General features: G+C 75.3%; 11 protein-coding genes. 7 read left to right on the top strand and 4 right to left on the bottom strand.

The annotated features are described in order from the left end of the window. The first annotated feature begins 103 nt into the window (after positions 1-103). The 4 genes from AC0OLQ_RS31325 to AC0OLQ_RS31310 all read left to right on the top strand — a co-directional run bounded on the left by AC0OLQ_RS31325 (position 104) and on the right by AC0OLQ_RS31310 (position 9004). Positions 104-3682 (top strand): ATP-dependent helicase, encoded by a 3579-nt coding sequence (locus AC0OLQ_RS31325; protein ID WP_484532486.1) that lies wholly within the window; start codon positions 104-106, stop codon positions 3680-3682. Then, complete coding sequence (locus AC0OLQ_RS31320) at positions 3679-7128, top strand: ATP-dependent helicase (protein ID WP_484529175.1); 3450 nt, start codon at positions 3679-3681, stop codon at positions 7126-7128. Before AC0OLQ_RS31325 ends, AC0OLQ_RS31320 begins: the two co-directional genes overlap by 4 nt. Before the next feature lie 201 nt (positions 7129-7329). Then, complete coding sequence (cspE, locus tag AC0OLQ_RS31315) at positions 7330-7533, top strand: transcription antiterminator/RNA stability regulator CspE (protein ID WP_013288421.1); 204 nt, start codon at positions 7330-7332, stop codon at positions 7531-7533. 211 nt (positions 7534-7744) lie between these two features. Next, positions 7745-9004, top strand: a complete 1260-nt coding sequence (locus tag AC0OLQ_RS31310) for a DEAD/DEAH box helicase (RefSeq protein ID WP_484529174.1) — start codon at positions 7745-7747, stop codon at positions 9002-9004. Between the two features lie 129 nt (positions 9005-9133). Here AC0OLQ_RS31310 and AC0OLQ_RS31305 read toward each other — a convergent pair whose 3' ends face one another. Genes AC0OLQ_RS31305 through AC0OLQ_RS31290 form a run of 4 tightly spaced genes read right to left on the bottom strand, consistent with a single transcriptional unit; the run spans position 9134 to position 12290 of the window. Continuing rightward, entirely contained in the window at positions 9134-9577 is a 444-nt protein-coding gene (locus tag AC0OLQ_RS31305) for an RrF2 family transcriptional regulator (protein WP_484529173.1), read from the bottom strand. Positions 9578-9581: 4 nt separating this feature from the next. Beyond that, on the bottom strand, positions 9582-10466 hold the full coding sequence (locus tag AC0OLQ_RS31300; RefSeq protein ID WP_357339045.1) for an ABC transporter permease: 885 nt from the start codon (positions 10464-10466) through the stop codon (positions 9582-9584). Next, positions 10456-11235 carry an ABC transporter ATP-binding protein gene (locus AC0OLQ_RS31295; protein ID WP_484529172.1) on the bottom strand — a complete coding sequence of 260 codons (780 nt, stop codon included), beginning with the start codon at positions 11233-11235 and terminating at the stop codon, positions 10456-10458. Before AC0OLQ_RS31295 ends, AC0OLQ_RS31300 begins: the two co-directional genes overlap by 11 nt. Beyond that, positions 11232-12290, bottom strand: a complete 1059-nt coding sequence (locus AC0OLQ_RS31290; protein WP_484529171.1) for an ABC transporter substrate-binding protein — start codon at positions 12288-12290, stop codon at positions 11232-11234. The genes AC0OLQ_RS31295 and AC0OLQ_RS31290 overlap by 4 nt, the downstream gene beginning before the upstream one ends. Positions 12291-12518: 228 nt before the next feature. Between AC0OLQ_RS31290 and AC0OLQ_RS31285 the strand changes: the two genes are divergently transcribed. The 3 genes from AC0OLQ_RS31285 to nudC are packed head-to-tail and all read left to right on the top strand — an operon-like array spanning position 12519 to position 16107. Further along, positions 12519-13829 (top strand): M16 family metallopeptidase, encoded by a 1311-nt coding sequence (locus tag AC0OLQ_RS31285; RefSeq protein WP_357339052.1) that lies wholly within the window; start codon positions 12519-12521, stop codon positions 13827-13829. Beyond that, complete coding sequence (locus AC0OLQ_RS31280; RefSeq protein WP_484529170.1) at positions 13826-15163, top strand: M16 family metallopeptidase; 1338 nt, start codon at positions 13826-13828, stop codon at positions 15161-15163. The genes AC0OLQ_RS31285 and AC0OLQ_RS31280 overlap by 4 nt, the downstream gene beginning before the upstream one ends. Beyond that, positions 15160-16107, top strand: coding sequence for an NAD(+) diphosphatase (gene nudC, locus AC0OLQ_RS31275; protein ID WP_484529169.1), 948 nt, complete (start codon positions 15160-15162; stop codon positions 16105-16107). Before AC0OLQ_RS31280 ends, nudC begins: the two co-directional genes overlap by 4 nt. The last annotated feature ends 178 nt before the right edge of the window (positions 16108-16285 follow it).

The raw sequence follows: 16285 nt of genomic DNA, 5'->3' as shown, positions 1-16285 counted from the left end.
CGATCTCCGTGGGTGCCGCCAACCTCATGATCGTCGTGAGCTGGGGCGCGTACTGGACCGGCGGGGGAGTTGATTGTCGGACCGGCGTGGTGGGATGTCGGTGATGCAGGCGTACCGGTTGGTGCGCCGGCCCGGTGGGGTGGGGACGGGGGTCTCCCGCACCGCCGGGGCGGGGCAGGGGGGTGGTCGGTCCGGCGGGCCGGCCGAGACGGAGCCGCGATCCGGGGGGTCCGCGGGCGATGCCGCGTACCCGCCGCCGCGCCGGCCGGATCCGGTGCAGGCCGAGGTCGTCGCGCACACCGACGGGCCGATGCTGGTCGTCGGCGGCCCCGGCACCGGCAAGACCGGCACCCTGGTCGAGGCGGTCGCCGCCCGGGTGGCCGAGGGCGTCGACCCGGAACACGTCCTGGTGCTCACCTTCGGCCGGCGGGGCGCCACCGAGCTGCGCCACCGGATCGAGGCGCGGATCGCCGGCGACGGCCACCGCGTGGTCCGCGAGCCGCTGGTCCGCACCTTCCCGGCGTACGCCTTCGGCCTGCTCCGCCGGGCCGCCGCCGAGCGCGGCGAACCCTCGCCCCGGCTGCTCACCGGCCCCGAGCAGGACCTGATCATCCGCGAGCTGCTCGACGTGGTGGGCGAGGAGCCGGAGGAGGACCCGGCCGGCTGGCCGGAGGACCTGCGGCCGGCGCTGCGTACCCGGGCCTTCGCCCAGCAGCTCCGCGACCTGCTGATGCGCGCCGCCGAGCGGGGCGTCGGCCCGGTCGAGCTGGCCCGGCTGGGCGAGAAGCTGGGCCGCGCCGACTGGCCGGCCGCCGCCCGCTTCCTCCGCGAGTACGTGGCCGTTCTCGCCCTGCGCGACGTGAGCAACCGGGGCTCGATCGCCTACGACCCGGCCGAGCTGGTCCGGGCCGCCACCGGCATGCTGCTCGACGACCCGGAGCTGCTGGCCGCCGAGCGCCGCCGGCTGGCCCACGTCTACGTCGACGAGCTGGCCGACACCGACCCCGCCCAGCTCGACCTGCTCGCCGTCGTGGCCGGTGGCGGCAAGTCGCTGGTCGCCTTCGCCGACCCGGACTCCTCCACGTACGCCTTCCGCGGCGCCGACCCGGCCGGGGTGACCACCTTCCCGCACCGGTTCCGCACCGCCTCCGGCGCCCCGGCGGCCCAGGTCACGCTGACCACCTCCTACCGGGCCGGGCCGGAGCTGCTGGCGGCGACCGCCCGGCTGGCCCGCCGGCTGCGCGGACCGGCGGCGCACCGACGGCTGCGCCCGCTCCCCGACGCCCCACCCGGCGGCCTGGAGGTACGCACCTTCCGCTCGGCCACCAGCGAGTCCGCCTGGCTGGCCCACGCGCTGCGCGAGGCGCACCTGCTCGACGGGGTGCCCTGGTCCCGGATGGCGGTCCTGGTCCGCTCCACCGGCCGGCAGCTGCCGTCGCTGCGGCGCGCCCTGCACACCGCGGGCGTGCCCACCGTGGTGCACGGCGAGGACCTGCCCCTGCACCTCCAGCCCGGGGTGGCCCCGCTGCTGCTCCTGCTCCGCTGCGCGCTCGACCCCGACCGGCTCGACGAGGAGTCGGCGGTCGCCCTGCTGCACTCGCCGCTGGGTGGCGCGGACCCGCTCGCCGAGCGGCGGCTGCGCCAGGGGCTGCGCGCGCTCGCGCTGGCCGCCGGCGACCGCCGCCCCTCCGGCGAGCTGATCGTCGAGGCGCTGCGCGACCCGGCCGAGCTGGCCACGGTCGAGCGGCGCTGGGCGGCCCCCGCGCAGGCGGTGGCGCACCTGCTGGAGACCGCCCGGCAGGCCGCCGCCACCCCCGGCGCGACCGCCGAGGACGTGCTCTGGGCGGTGTGGCGGGAGAGCGGCCTCGCCGAGCGCTGGGCCGGGGCGATCACCCGCGGCCGGGCGGCCACCGGCGAGCACGAGACCGCGCAGCGCTGGCGGGCCGAGGCCGCCGACCGGGACCTGGACGCGGTCATGGTGCTCTTCGACGCGGCGGCCCGGTTCACCGACCGGCTGCCCGGCGCGCGCACCGAGGTCTTCCTCGACCACGTGCTCGGCCAGGAGCTGCCGGCCGACACCCTCGCCGCGAGCGCCGACCGGGGCGAGGCCGTGCGCCTGCTCACCGCGCACGCCGCCAAGGGTCTGGAGTGGGACCTCGTCGCGGTCGCCGGGGTGCAGGAGGGCGTCTGGCCGGACCTGCGGCTGCGCGGCAGCCTGCTCGGCTCGGAGCGGCTGGTCGACGTGCTCGCCGGCCGGGCCGACGGCGCCGGGCTGCGGGCCAGCCTGGTCGGGCAGACCTCGGCGCTGCTGGACGAGGAGCGCCGACTGTTCCACGTGGCCATCAGCCGGGCGCGGCGCCGGCTGCTGGTCACCGCGGTCGCCTCGGCGGCGGTCGGCGGCGACGACCACGAGGAGCAGCCCAGCCGCTTCCTGCACGAGCTGGCCGCCACCGACCCGCCCGCCATCGGCGGGGGCGGCACCGCCCCGCCCGGCCCGGGCCCGAGCGGCCCCGACGGCGGGGGTCCGGCCGACGACACCGCGACCGGGGACGCCGGCCCGGAGCGGGGTCGCCGGGACGGGCGGCCCGGCGACGGTGCCGCGCTGACCGTCCCACTGGTGTCGGGCGGGCCGGTGCCCGTCGGCGACGAGGACCCGCAGGACGCGGCGCCGGGCGTACTGCCGGTCACCCTGCCGCCGCGCGGGCTCACCCTGTCCGCGCTGGTGGCGGAGCTGCGTACCGCGGTCACCGACCCGGCGGCGCCGGTCACCCGGCGGCGCGCGGCGGCGGCCGAGCTGGCCCGGCTGGCCGCCGCCGGGGTGCCCGGCGCGCACCCGGACGACTGGTGGGGGCTGCGCGGCCTCTCCGACGACCGGCCGCTGGTCGACGAGGGCGAGCCGGTGAGGGTCACCCCGTCGGCCATGGAGAGCGCGTTGCGGTGCAGCCTGCGCTGGCTGCTGGAACGACACGGCGGCAGCGCCCCGGCCAGCGCCGCACAGGGCGTCGGCAACCTGGTGCACGCCGCCGCCATGCTGGCCGAGGACGCCAGCGTCGACCGGACCGCCCTGCTGGAATACGTGGCCGCCCGGTTCGACGCCATCGAGCTGGCCGCCCGCTGGATGGTCGGCCCGGAACGGGCCCGCGCCGAGGCCATGGTGGACAAGCTGCTGCGCTGGCTGGCCGGCAACCCGCGGCGGCTGCTCGCCATCGAGCACGAGTTCGCGGTCCGCCTCGACGACCCGCGCCGGCCGGTCGAGCTGACCGGCCGGGTCGACCGGCTGGAGGTCGACGCCGAGGGGCGGCTCGTGGTGATCGACCTGAAGACGGGCAAGTCCACCGCCGTCACCGAGCGGGAGGTGGCCGAGCACCCGCAGCTCGGGGCCTACCAGGCGGCCGTGGAGGCGGGGGCGTTCGCCGAGTTCGGCGAGGAGTCCGGGGGCGCCGCGCTGGTGCAGCTCGGCACCGGCGCCAAGGACGCCAAGGAGCAGGCGCAGGCGGCCGCCGGGGAGGGGCCCGAGGCCGGCTGGGCCACCGCACTGGTCCGGCGCACCGCCGACACGATGGCCGCCGCCACCTTCGCCGCCGTCGCCAACTCGAAGTGCCGGGTCTGCCCGGTGCGGACGAGCTGCCCGGTCTCCGGGCAGGGACGCCAGGTGGTCGAGCCGCCCACGGAGCACGCATGACGACCCAGCCGGCGCTGTTCAGCGCCACCGCCACCCCGACGCCCCGGACCGCCGACGCCGGCCCCCGCTACACCCCGGTCGAGCTGGCCAAACTGCTCCGGCTGCCGGCGCCCACGCGGGAGCAGGCGGCGATCATCGCCGCGCCGGTGGAGCCGCTGCTGGTGGTCGCGGGCGCCGGCTCCGGCAAGACCGAGACGATGGCCGCCCGGGTGGTCTGGCTGGTCGCCAATCAGTACGTCCGCCCCGAGCAGATCCTCGGCCTCACGTTCACCCGCAAGGCGGCCGGCGAGCTGGCGCACCGGGTACGCACCCGGCTCGACCAGCTCATCCGGCGGCTCGGCCGGCAGGGCCGGGACCCGCACGAGGATCCCCTGGCGGGCGAGCCCACCGTCTCCACCTACCACTCGTACGCCGGCCGGATCGTCACCGAGCACGGGCTGCGGGCCGGCTATGAGCCGACCACCCGGCTGCTCACCGAGGCGTCCCGCTGGCAGCTCGTCGACCTGCTGGTGCGCAACTACGACGGCGACATGTCCGAGGTGGACCGGATGCCGGCCACCATCACCGACGCGGTGCTCGCCCTGGCCGGGGAGCTGGACGAGCACCTGGTCGACCCGGACGAGCTGGCCGCCTGGACCGGCCGGTTCTTCGCCGAGGTGCAGTCCCACCCCGGGCGGGTCTACGCCGACGTGCGCAAGGCCCTCCAGCTCCAGCGGACCCGGCTGAAGCTGCTTCCGCTGGTCCGCGCGTACGCCCGGCGCAAGGACGACTTCGAGGCCATGGACTTCGCCGACCAGCTCGCCCGGGCCGCGCGGGTGGCCCGCGACCACCCCGGCGTCGGGGTGATCGAGCGGGACCGGTTCCGGGTGGTGCTGCTCGACGAGTACCAGGACACCAGCCACGCCCAGGTGGTGCTGCTCAACGCGCTCTTCGGCGGCGGCCACCCGGTCACCGCCGTGGGCGACCCCTGCCAGTCCATCTACGGCTGGCGCGGGGCCAGCGCCGGCACGCTGGACCGGTTCCCCACCGAGTTCGCCCGCACCGACGGCGCCCCGGCCGAGGTGCTCAGCCTCACCACGAGTTGGCGCAACCGGCCGGAGATCCTCGGCGTCGCCAACGCGCTGTCGGTGCCGCTGCGGGCGGCCGGCGCCCGGGTGCCCGAGCTGCACGCCGCGCTCAGCGTCCGCGACCCGATCCCGCACCGCAGCCCCGGCGGGCGGGCCGCCGGCACCGTGCACTGCGCGCTGCTCGAGACGTACGCCGACGAGGCCGACTGGATCGCCGACAGCGTCCTGGCCGCCTGGCGCGGGGCGGCCGGGATGCCGGAAGCGTTGCCCGAGCACATCCCGGCGCACCGGCGCCCCACCACCGCCGTGCTGGTCCGGCTGCGCAGCCAGATCCCGGCGATCGAGGCGGCGCTGCGCGCCCGAGGGCTGCCGGTCGACGTGGTCGGCCTGGGCGGGCTGCTGGACACCCCCGAGGTCCGGGACGTCGTCTGCACGCTGCGGGTGCTCGCCGACCCGACCGACGGGGCGGCGCTGCTGCGGCTGCTCACCGGCGCGCGCTGGCGGATCGGGCCGCGCGACCTGGTCGCCCTGCACCGGCGGGCCCGGGCCATCGCGCGGGCCCGGCGGGAGGTGACCGGCGACGACGGGCCGGAGATCACCGTGGACGTGCTGGACGAGGCCACCCTGGTCGAGGCGCTGGCCGACCTGGGTCCGGCGCAGGCGTACTCGGCGGAGGGGTACGCGCGGCTGCGGTCGTACGGGATGGAGCTGGCGCTGCTCCGCTACCGGCTGGACCAGTCCCTGCCGGAGCTGATCGCGGACATCGAGCGGACCATCGGCCTGGACGTGGAGGTGGCGGTCCGGGCCGGCCGGGACGGTGCCGGCGACGCCGGCCTGGCCCGCGCCCACCTGGACGCGCTCGGCGACGTCGCGGCCCGGTTCAGCGGCGAGACCCCCGGCGCCACGCTGGCCGGGTTCCTCGCCTACCTGGCCGCCGCCGAGGACGAGGAGCGCGGCCTGACCCCGGGCGAGGTCGAGGTGGTGGAGGGCGCGGTGCAGATCCTCACCGCGCACGCCGCCAAGGGCCTGGAATGGGACGTGGTGTCGGTCGCCGGGCTGACCCGGGGCGTCTGGCCGGGGCCGGTACGCAACTCGGACCACTGGCTGGGCGGGCTGGGTGTGCTGCCGTTCCCGCTGCGCGGCGACGCGGACGGGCTGCCCGAGCTGGGCCTGCACGGGGCGGAGGACCAGCGCGGGGTGGCCCGGGCGGTGGAGGACTTCACCGACGCCTGGCGGGCGCACGACGAGCGGGAGGAGCGCCGGCTGGCGTACGTGGCGGTGACCCGGCCCCGCCGGCTGCTGCTCTGCTCCGGCTACTGGTGGGGCGAGGGCACGAAGAAGTTCCGCGGCCCGTCGGTCTTCCTCCGCGAGGTGCACGACGCCTGCCTGGCCGGCGCGGACGGCCACCTGGTCGACGCCTGGGCGCCTGAACCCGCCGGGGACGCGGTGAACCCGACCACCGAGACGGTGCTGCGGTCCGAGTGGCCGGCCGACCCGCTCGGCTCCCGGCGCCCGGCGCTGGCCGAGGCGGCCGCCGTGGTCCGCCACTACCTGGCCGACCCCGAGGCGGCCCGCCGCGAGGAGGCCCTGCTGGCCGCCGGCACCGAGGCCGCCGAGGCCGCCGACGGGGCCCGGCCGGCCGCCGAGCCCGTCGAGGACGTCGAGGTGGCCCGCTGGCGGCGGGAGGCCGACCTGCTCCTCGCCGAACGGGCCGAGCTGGCCCGGCGGGCCGAGGCGGTCGAGGTGGAGCTGCCCGGCCACCTGTCCGTGACCCAGCTCGTGGCGCTGCGCCGCGACCCGGAGGCCCTGGCCCGGACGCTGCGCCGGCCGATGCCCACCGAGCCCAACCCGTACGCCCGCCGGGGCACCGCCTTCCACACCTGGCTGGAGCAGCGCTTCGGCGCCGACCGGCTGCTCGATGTGGACGAGCTGCCCGGTGCGGCCGACGACGACGCCGCCCCGGACGACGCGCTCACCGAACTCCAGCAGCGATTCCTGGCCAGTGAGTGGGCCGACCGGATGCCGGTGGAGGTGGAGGTGCCCTTCGCCACGGTGATCGCCGGGGTGGTGGTCCGGGGCAGGATGGACGCCGTCTTCGCCCGCCCCGGCGGCCGCTACGACGTGGTCGACTGGAAGACCGGCCGGCAGCCCACCGGCCGGGAGGCCGACGCGGCCGCGGTGCAGCTCGCCGTCTACCGGCTGGCCTGGGCCGAGCTGGCCGGGGTGCCGGTCGAGCAGGTGGGGGCCGCTTTCCACTACGTCCGGGACGGGGTGACGGTCCGCCCGGCCGACCTGCTCGACGCCGCCGGACTGACCGCGCTCGTCGCCGCGGTGCCGGAATTTCCGACAGAGGGCGCGGTGTTGCAGAGATCGTGGTAGGTTAGGCGCGTTGCAGTTTTGGTTTCCAGAGACTCTGTGTGCGCCTGGCGGATTGTGGCCCCAGGCGCTCTTTGTTGTGTCCGGAGTTCTCCGGGCGGGGCGACCAGCAGCGACAGGTACACCGCGCACTCGCGTGCGGTGTGCTCCCTTTCGGTCCGCAACAGGTGCGGGTCCGAACGTTCCGTCAAGGAGACGAAACACATGGCAATTGGCACCGTCAAGTGGTTCAACGCTGACAAGGGCTTCGGCTTCATCACCCCGGACGACGGCGGCGCCGACGTCTTCGCCCACTTCTCGGCGATCCAGACCTCCGGCTACCGGAGCCTGGACGAGAACCAGCGGGTCGAGTTCGAGGTGACCCAGGGCCAGAAGGGCCCGCAGGCGGAGAACATCCGTCCGCTCTGATCTTCGGATCATCCGGTAACACCCATCGCGCCCCCCGGGCGCGGTGACGGGCCGGTCCGCTGCGCCGCCCACCCGCTCCGCGGGACGTGGCGTGCTGCGGCGGGCCGGCCCGTACCCTTTCGGTTCGTGCTTGTGACCACCGGTGACGCCGGTGACGCGCCGCTCGCGGCGCCCTTCCTCGACACGTGCCGCGTCGAGGAAGGCTATTCGCATGACCATGACCATTCCCACGTTCGCCGCCACCGGCCTGGCCCCTGAGCTGGTCGCCGAGCTGGCCGCGCAGGGCATCGCCGAGCCGTTCCCGATCCAGGCCGCGACCCTGCCGGACTCGCTGGCGGGCCGCGACGTGCTCGGCCGGGGTCGCACCGGCTCGGGCAAGACGCTGGCCTTCGGGCTGCCGCTGCTGCACCGCACGGCCGGTCGCCGGGCCCGCCCCGGCCGCCCGCTCGCGCTGGTCCTGGTGCCCACCCGCGAGCTGGCTCAGCAGGTCACCGCGGCGCTCACCCCCTACGCCCGGGCGCTCGGGCTGCGCTGCGCCACCGTGGTCGGCGGGCTCTCCCTCCAGCGGCAGGCGGACGCGCTGCGCGTCGGCGCCGAGGTGCTGGTGGCCACCCCGGGCCGGCTGCACGACCTGATCGACCGGCGCGACGCCCGGCTGGACCAGGTGGCCATCACGGTGCTCGACGAGGCCGACCAGATGGCCGACATGGGCTTCCTGCCGCAGGTGACGAAGCTGCTGGAGCAGGTCGCCCCGAACGGCCAGAGGATGCTCTTCTCGGCCACCCTGGACGGGGGCGTGGACCGGCTGGTCCGCCGCTTCCTGAGCAACCCCGTGTCGCACTCCGTCGACCCGGGCACCGCCACGGTGACCGCCATGACCCACCACGTGCTGCACGTCGAGGCGGACGACAAGCCGGCCGCGCTGGCCCACATCGCCGCCCGCGAGGGGCGCACCATCCTGTTCATGGCGACCAAGCACCGCGCCGACCGGGTCGCCCGCCAGTTGCTCGCCAAGGGGGTACGCGCCGCGGCGCTGCACGGCGGCAAGAGCCAGCCGCAGCGCACCCGGATCCTGGAGCAGTTCCGCACCGGCCACGTGACCGCCCTGGTGGCCACCGACGTGGCGGCCCGGGGCATCCACGTCGACGGGCTGGACCTGGTGGTCAACGCCGACCCGCCGACCGAGGCGAAGGACTACCTGCACCGAGGCGGGCGGACCGCCCGGGCGGGCGAGTCCGGCACCGTGGTCACCCTGGTCCTGCCCGAGCAGCGCCGGGACGTCTCCCGGCTGATGACGGTCGCCGGCATCACCCCGCACACCGCCCGGGTACGCCCCGGCGACGAGGAACTGGCCCGCGTCACCGGCGCCCGCCAGCCCACCGGCGTTCCGGTCATCCTGAACCCGCCGCCCGCGCCGCACCCGGCCCCGGCCTCGCGGCCGGCCCGGTCCCGCCGCCCGCGGCGCCGCTGACCGGCTGACCCTCGGCTCCGGCTCGGCGAGGTGGCGGTGCCCGGATCGCCGGGACACCGCCGGCTCGCCGAGCCGGAGCCGGTCAGGTCCGGGCCGCGTCGCATCCGCGGCCCGGTCCCGGCTGGACGGTCAGGACACGGTGGCGTGGTCCGCGAGCAGGTCGGCAAGGGTGGTCCGGTCGACCACCAGGGCGATCGCGCCGTCCACGGCCAGCCAGACGTCCCGCAGCCCGGCGGCCACCCCGTGGTAGCCGGCCCGGTCGGCGGGCATGCCCCGGACGCTGGTCAGCGCACCACCCACCGCCCGTAGCACGTCGCCCACGCTGATCTCGCCGGCCGGGCGGGTGAGCGCGTACCCGCCCTCGGTGCCGCGGTGGCTGTGCAGCAGCCCGGCCCGGCGCAGGTCGAGCAGGATGCCCTGGAGAAAGCTGAGCGGGATGTCCTGGCGTTCGGCCAGGCTCGCCGCCTTGACCAGCTCGCCGCCGCCGAGCCCCCCGTCGCCGGTGGACCCGGCGGCGTCGGCGACGGAGAGCATGGCCCGGAGCGCGTAGTCGGCGCGCGCGGAGACGTACACGGCCTCAGTTGCCGGCCTGGTCCAGCACGCCCCAGCGGCGGCGGATCGCCTTGTCGGCCGCGCCGAACGCGGCGTCCACCACGATGCCCACCACCAGGATGACGATCATGATGGCCATCAGCCGGGGCGCCTCGCTCAGCTCCCGGGCGTAGGTGAGCTGCGCGCCGATCGACGTCCGGGTGGCGATCACCACCAGCAGCTCACCGGCCATCAGGCTGCGCCAGGCGAACGCCCAGCCCTGCTTGAGCCCGGCCACGATGGCGGGCAGGGCGGCCGGCGCGATCACGTAGCGGTAGAGGTTGAACCCGCGGGCGCCGAGGTTGCGGCCGGCCCGGACCAGCAGCGGCGGCACGTAGTCCACGCCGTGGATGACGCCGTTGGCGACCGACGGCGCCGCGCCGAGTACCACCACGAAGAAGATCGCCTGCTCGCTGAGCTGGAAGAGCAGGATGGCCAGCGGGAACCAGGCGATCGACGGCATGGTCTGCAACGCGGTGATCATCGAGCCGAGCGCGGCGCGGAGCACCTTCACCCGGGCCACCGCCAGGCCGAGCAGCAGGCCCACCGAGACCGCGGCGGCGAAGCCCACGGCGGCGCGCCGGGCGGTGGTGGCCAGGCCGTCCCAGAGCGCGGGGCTGCCCAGGTAGTGGCCGAGATCCGCGAAGACCACGGCCGGCCCGGGCAGCGCCCACGGGTCCTTCCAGCCGGTCCAGACCACGGCCTGCCAGAGGGCGACGGCCAGGGCGAGGGCGGCCAGCTTCGGCCAGAGCGCCGACCAGCCGCGGCGCAACCGGGACGGCGCCTTCTCCCGGCCGGCGGTCTCCAGGGCGTCCAGACCGGAGATCTCCGCGTCGGTACGCGGTGACGCGGCGAGCGTGTCACTGGCCATGACGGCCCACCTCCGTACGCAGCCGGTCGGTGACGTCGGCGGCGATGGCCGCGATCTCCGGCGAGTCGATCCGCCGGGGTCGCGGCACGTCGACCTCGGTGGAGTAGATGATCCGGCCGGGCCGGCTGGAGAGCAGGATGATCCGGTCGGCGAGCCGCGCCGCCTCGCGGACGTTGTGGGTCACGAAGATCACGGTGAGCCTCCGCTCGGACCAGATCCGCTCCAGCTCGTCGTGGAGGATGTCCCGGGTCATCGCGTCGAGCGCGCCGAACGGCTCGTCCATCAGCAGCACCGGGGTGTCCAGCGCGAGGGTGCGGGCCAGCGCGACCCGCTGCCGCATGCCGCCGGAGAGCTGGTGCGGGCGCTTGCGGCCGAAGTCGGAGAGGTGGACGGTGCGCAGCAGTTCGGCGACCCGGGCCCTGCGCTCGTTCCGGGGTAGCCCGCGCAGCTTGAGCGGCACCTCGACGTTGCCCTCGACGGTGAGCCACGGGAAGAGCGCCGACTCCTGGAACATCAGGCCGGGGTTGACGCCCTCGCCCAGCTCGATCCGGCCGCCGCTGGTCCGGTCCAGTCCGGCGACCAGGTTGAGCAGGGTGCTCTTGCCGCAGCCGGACGCGCCGACCAGGCAGACGAACTCGCCGGGAGCGACGTCCAGCGACACCCCGTCCAGCGCCAGGACGGCGTGCTCGCCCTGGCCGTACACCTTGGTCACGCCGCGCAGCGCGACCGAGCCGGTCGCGCTGCGCGGGGTCGTCGTGGTCGACGTCACGGCTGGGTGACCTCGGACTTGCCCTGCGCCTTCAGCACCTCGTTGAGGTACTTCAGGTCGTAGAGGCCGGTCAGGTCGACCGGCTGGGTCAGGCCGACGGCGACAGCGTGATCCAGGCCGGTCTTCAGCGAGGCCGGGATCGGGTCGTTGGTGAACTCCAGGGTCGGCCAGGCCTGCTTGATCAGCTTGAGGTCCAGCGGCTTGCCGGTGATCTTGCCGATGTGGTCGGAGATGGACTGCTGGGCCTCGTCCGGCTTGCTGTTGACGAACTCGTTCGCCGCGACCTGGCCCTCGACCAGCTTCTTCACCACGTCCGGGTGTGCCTTGAGGAACTTGGTGCTGACCAGCAGGTTGGTGATGACGAACTTCCTGTCCGGCCAGAGGTCGCGCTCGTCGACCAGGACCTTGCCACCGGCGTTGACCAGCCGGGAGACGAAGGGCTCGGGCACCCACGCGCCGTCGATGGCGCCGGTGCCGAAGGTCTCGATGGTCTGCGCGTTCTCCTGGGGGACCACCTTGACGTCGCCGCCGCCCTCCTTGGTGGTCTGCAGGCCCTTCTCCTTGAGCCAGTAGCGCAGCGCGACGTCCTGGGTGTTGCCGAGCTGCGGTGTGGCGATCTTCTTGCCGCGCAGTTGCTCCACCGAGGTGATCTCCGGCTTCACCACCAGCGCGACGCCGCCGGACGCGGCGCCGGAGACGACCCGGACCGCCTCGCCCTTGGACTTCGAGAAGGCGTTCACGGTCGGGTTCGGACCGATGTACGTGGCGTCGAGCGCGCCGGAGAAGACCGCCTCGATGGCCGCCGGGCCGGCGTTGAACGTCTTGGTCTCCAGCGTGACGTCGCCGCCCAGCTTCTCCTTGAAGATGCCCTTCTCCACGCCGACCACCGCCGGCGCGTGGGTGATGTTCGGGAAGTAGCCCAGGCGCAGCGTCACCGGACCGGAGCCGCCGGCATCGCTGTCGTCGCCGCAGGCCGCGGTGCCGCCCAGGGTGGCCGCGCCGACCACGGCGAGGGTGGCCAGGGTGACCAGGCGGCGGAAGGGGAGCCGTCTCATCGTGTATCCAATCCGCAGTATTCCTACTTAGTTGGTAGGAAGAGTGGGGGAAGCGATGAGCGGCGTCAAGACCCGTTCACGATCCGGGACGGCCGGCCGCGAATTCTCGATAATTCCCACCTGTTCGGTGGAGATGACGGCACCGGTCGGCCCCCGCCCGGCACCGCCGTCCGGTGGGCCATCGCACACCGCCGGTGCGGGCGTTGTGGACGCGTTAAGGTCGATCACGTGCCGACGCGGAGAGCCAGAATTCCAGCGACGAAATACCCGGTCGAGCGGTTCACCCTCGACAACGGCCTGCGGGTGGTGCTCACCCCCGACCGCAGCGCCCCGGTCATCGGGGTGGCGGTGGTCTACGACGTCGGCATCCGCTCCGAGCCGGAGGGACGCACCGGCTTCGCCCACCTCTTCGAGCACCTGATGTTCCAGGGCTCGGAGAACCTGGAGAAGCTGGCCCACTTCCGGCACGTCCAGGGCGCCGGCGGCACCTTCAACGGCTCCACCCACCTGGACTACACCGACTACTACGAGACCCTGCCCAGCAACGCGCTGGAGCGGGCGCTCTTCCTGGAGGCCGACCGGATGCGCGGCCCCCGGCTGACCGAGGAGAACCTGCGCAACCAGGTCGACGTGGTCAAGGAGGAGATCCGGGTCAACGTGCTCAACCGGCCGTACGGCGGGTTCCCCTGGCTCACCCTGCCGCCGGTCATGTTCGACACCTTCCCCAACGCGCACGACGGCTACGGCTCCTTCGTCGACCTGGAGTCGGCCACCGTCGGCGACGCGGCCGACTTCTTCCGCCGCTACTACGCCAGCGGCAACGCCGTCCTCGCGGTCAGCGGGGACATCGACGTGGCCGCGGCCACCGCGCTGATCGAGCGGCACTTCGGTGACGTGCCGGCCCGGCCCGCCCCGAAGCGCCCCGACTTCGCCGAGCCCGACCTCACCGCCGAGCGGCGCACCTCGTACACCGACCAACTGGCCCCGCTGCCGGCGGTGGCCGGGGCCTGGCGGGTGCCCGACCCGGTAACCGACTTCACCGGCTACCTGCCGTACGTGGTGCTGGCCGAGGTGCTCACCGACGGCGACGCCTCCCGGCTTGTCGAGCGGCTGGTCCAGCGGGACCGCTCGGTCACCAGCCTCGGCGGCTACCTCGGCTTCATGGGCGACCCGTTCGACGTGCGCGACCCCACCGCGCTGCTGCTCCAGGCCCACCTGCCGCCCGGCGGCGACGTGGACAAGGTGCTGCGCACCATCGACGAGGAACTGGACCGGCTGGCCACCGACGGGCTGACCGAAGGGGAGCTGGCCCGGACCCAGGCCCGGATGGCCACCCACCTGCTGCGGGACACCGACGCGGTGCTCGGTCGGGCGTTGCGAATGGCCGTCCTGGAACAGCAGCGCGGCGAGCCGGGCCTGCTCAACGAACTGCCCCGGCTGGTCGGCGAGGTGACCGACGAGCAGGTCCGCGTCGCCGCCGCCACCCTGCGGCCGGAGCGCCGCGCGTCCATCGAGGTCATCGCCGGAGGTGCCCGTTGAGTGCAACCGTGGAAACGGGTGTCCGGCCGCTGCCGGCGCTGGGCCCCAACCGCAGGCTCAAGGTGCCCAAGCAGGCCGAGCGCACGCTCGGCAACGGGCTCACCGTGATCGCGGTACGCCGCAGCGCGATCCCGCTGGTCGAGCTGCGGCTCTGGATGCCGTTCGGGCGTACCCACCTGGCCCGCGGCGGGATGCTGGCGCAGACCCTGCTCTCCGGCACGGAGACGCACACCGCGACGCAGCTCGCCGCGGAGTTGCAGAAGGTCGGCGGCGGGCTCTCCGCCGGCATCGACCCGGACCGGCTGATGCTCTCCGGAGCGGGCCTGGTCACCGGCCTGGGCCGGATGCTGGAGCTGCTCGCCGACGTGCTCACCGGCGCGACCTACCCGGTGGACTGGGTGGAGACCGAGCGGGACCGCCTGGTCGACCGCATCCAGGTGGCCCAGAGCCAGCCCGCCCACCTGGCCCGGACCGCGCTGCTCAAGCGGATCTACGGCCGGCACCCGTACGCGGTGCAGACCCCCGAGCCCGACCAGGTGCGCGCGGTGAAGGCGCCGGTGCTGCGCCGGCTGCACGCCGAGCGGGTGCACCCGGCCGGCGCGGTGCTGGTGCTGGTGGGCGACGTGCAGCCGGGGCGGGCGCTGGACGCCGCCGAGCAGGCGCTCTCCGGCTGGACGGGGGACGGGCAGCCGGCCGAGCTGCCGCCCGCGCCGCCGCTGGAGCCCGGCCCGCTGCTGCTGGTCGACCGGCCCGGCTCGGTGCAGTCCTCGCTGCGGATCGCGCTGCCCGCGGTGCCGCGCACCCATCCCGACCACGCCGCGCTGCAACTGGCCAACCTGGTCTTCGGCGGCTACTTCTCCTCCCGCTGGGTGGAGAACATCCGCGAGGACAAGGGCTACACGTACGGGCCGCACTCGCTGATCGAGCACTCGGTGGCCGGGTCGGTGCTGGTGGCCGCCGCCGAGGTGGCCACCGAGGTGACCACGCCCGCCCTGCTGGAGACCATGTACGAGCTGGGCCGGCTGGCCGCTCTGCCGCCCAAGCCGGACGAGCTGGAGCAGGCCCGCCAGTACGCCCTCGGCACGCTCCAGCTCGGCATGTCCACCCAGGCCGGGCTGGCGTCGCTGACCAGCGCGTACGCCGGCAACGGGCTGCGCCTGGACTTCCTCGCCGAGCACGCCGCCCGGCTGGCCAAGGCGACCGTGGACGACGTGGCCGCGGCGGCCGCCCGCTACCTCGCCCCGGCGCAGGCGGTCACCGTGGTGCTCGGCGACGCCGAGCGGGTGGCCGACGGCCTCGCCACCCTCACCCCGGTCCGCACGGAGTCCGCGTGAGCGGCGAGTCCGCCCCACCGCTGGCCCGGTCCACGCTGGACCGGGCCGCGCACCGGCGCACCGACCCGGGCTGGCTCGCGGAGGCGTGGGAACAGTCCCGGGTGCTGGTGCTGGACTCGGCCGACGAGGGCCGCACCCTGGTCCGCGGCGCGGCGGCACCGCCGGAGCTGGTGCTGGTCGGCCCCGGCGAGCTGCCCGAGGTGCCCCGGTCGGTGCCGATGTTCCTCGGCGTCGAGCCGGACGGGGTGCCGGTCTTCGCGGTGGACGCGCCGTTGCCCGAGCTGCCCGGCACCCGCCGGGTCAACCTGCGCGAGGTCGGCCACCTGCTGACCGACCGCGACGCCGGGATCTTCACCACGGCGCTCGCCCTGCTCAACTGGCACCTCCGGCACGGCTACTCCTCGTCGAGCGGGCAGTTGACGCAGGTGGACGAGGCCGGCTGGTCCCGCGTCGACCCGGCCGGCGGCCGGATCTGGCCGCGTACCGATCCGGCGATGATCGTGCTGGTGCACGACGGCGTGGACGGCCCCGACGGATGCTGCCTGCTGGGCAACAACGCCACCTGGCCGAGCACCCCGGGGCAGCGCCGCTACTCCTGCCTGGCCGGTTACATCGAGCCGGGGGAGTCGGCCGAGGCCGCCGTGCTGCGCGAGGTCCGCGAGGAGGTCGGCGTCGCGGTCGAGGAGATCGGGTACGCCGGTAGCCAGTCCTGGCCGTTCCCCGGTTCGCTGATGCTCGGCTTCCTGGCCCGGGCCGACGCCGAGGCGCCGATCCGGGTGGATCCGGCCGAGATCGCCCACGCCCGCTGGTTCACCCGGCGGGAGATCGGGGCCGCGCTGGCCGACCAGCCGGTCGTGGTCGACGGCGGCGACCGCCTGCTCCTGCCGCCGCCCTCGTCGATCGCCCTCTTCCTGGTCCACCGCTGGCTCGACGGCCACTGCTGACCGGCGGGAGCACGTGGCGGACGCGGACTGTCATTGCCGCGGCGGTCGGCTAACTGCCGGGAGCACGGGCGGACATGGTCCCGGCCCGGACCGTCGTTGCCGCGGCGGTCGCGGGCCGGGAACACGGGCCGTCGTGGCCGGGTGAGGCATGGAACGCGGCGGGGGAGCCGGTCCGGCC

This window comes from Micromonospora sp. Utrum1, from assembly GCF_057197805.1.
This window is presented reverse-complemented; position numbering and strand designations above follow the sequence as displayed.

Coding starts and splice junctions, on each gene's coding strand:
- AC0OLQ_RS31325 (WP_484532486.1), top strand. CDS start 104: ATGCAGGCGTACCGGTTGGTGCGCCGGCCCGGTGGGGTGGGGACGGGG.
- AC0OLQ_RS31320 (WP_484529175.1), top strand. CDS start 3,679: ATGACGACCCAGCCGGCGCTGTTCAGCGCCACCGCCACCCCGACGCCC.
- cspE (WP_013288421.1), top strand. CDS start 7,330: ATGGCAATTGGCACCGTCAAGTGGTTCAACGCTGACAAGGGCTTCGGC.
- AC0OLQ_RS31310 (WP_484529174.1), top strand. CDS start 7,745: ATGACCATGACCATTCCCACGTTCGCCGCCACCGGCCTGGCCCCTGAG.
- AC0OLQ_RS31300 (WP_357339045.1), bottom strand. CDS start 10,466: ATGGCCAGTGACACGCTCGCCGCGTCACCGCGTACCGACGCGGAGATC.
- AC0OLQ_RS31290 (WP_484529171.1), bottom strand. CDS start 12,290: ATGAGACGGCTCCCCTTCCGCCGCCTGGTCACCCTGGCCACCCTCGCC.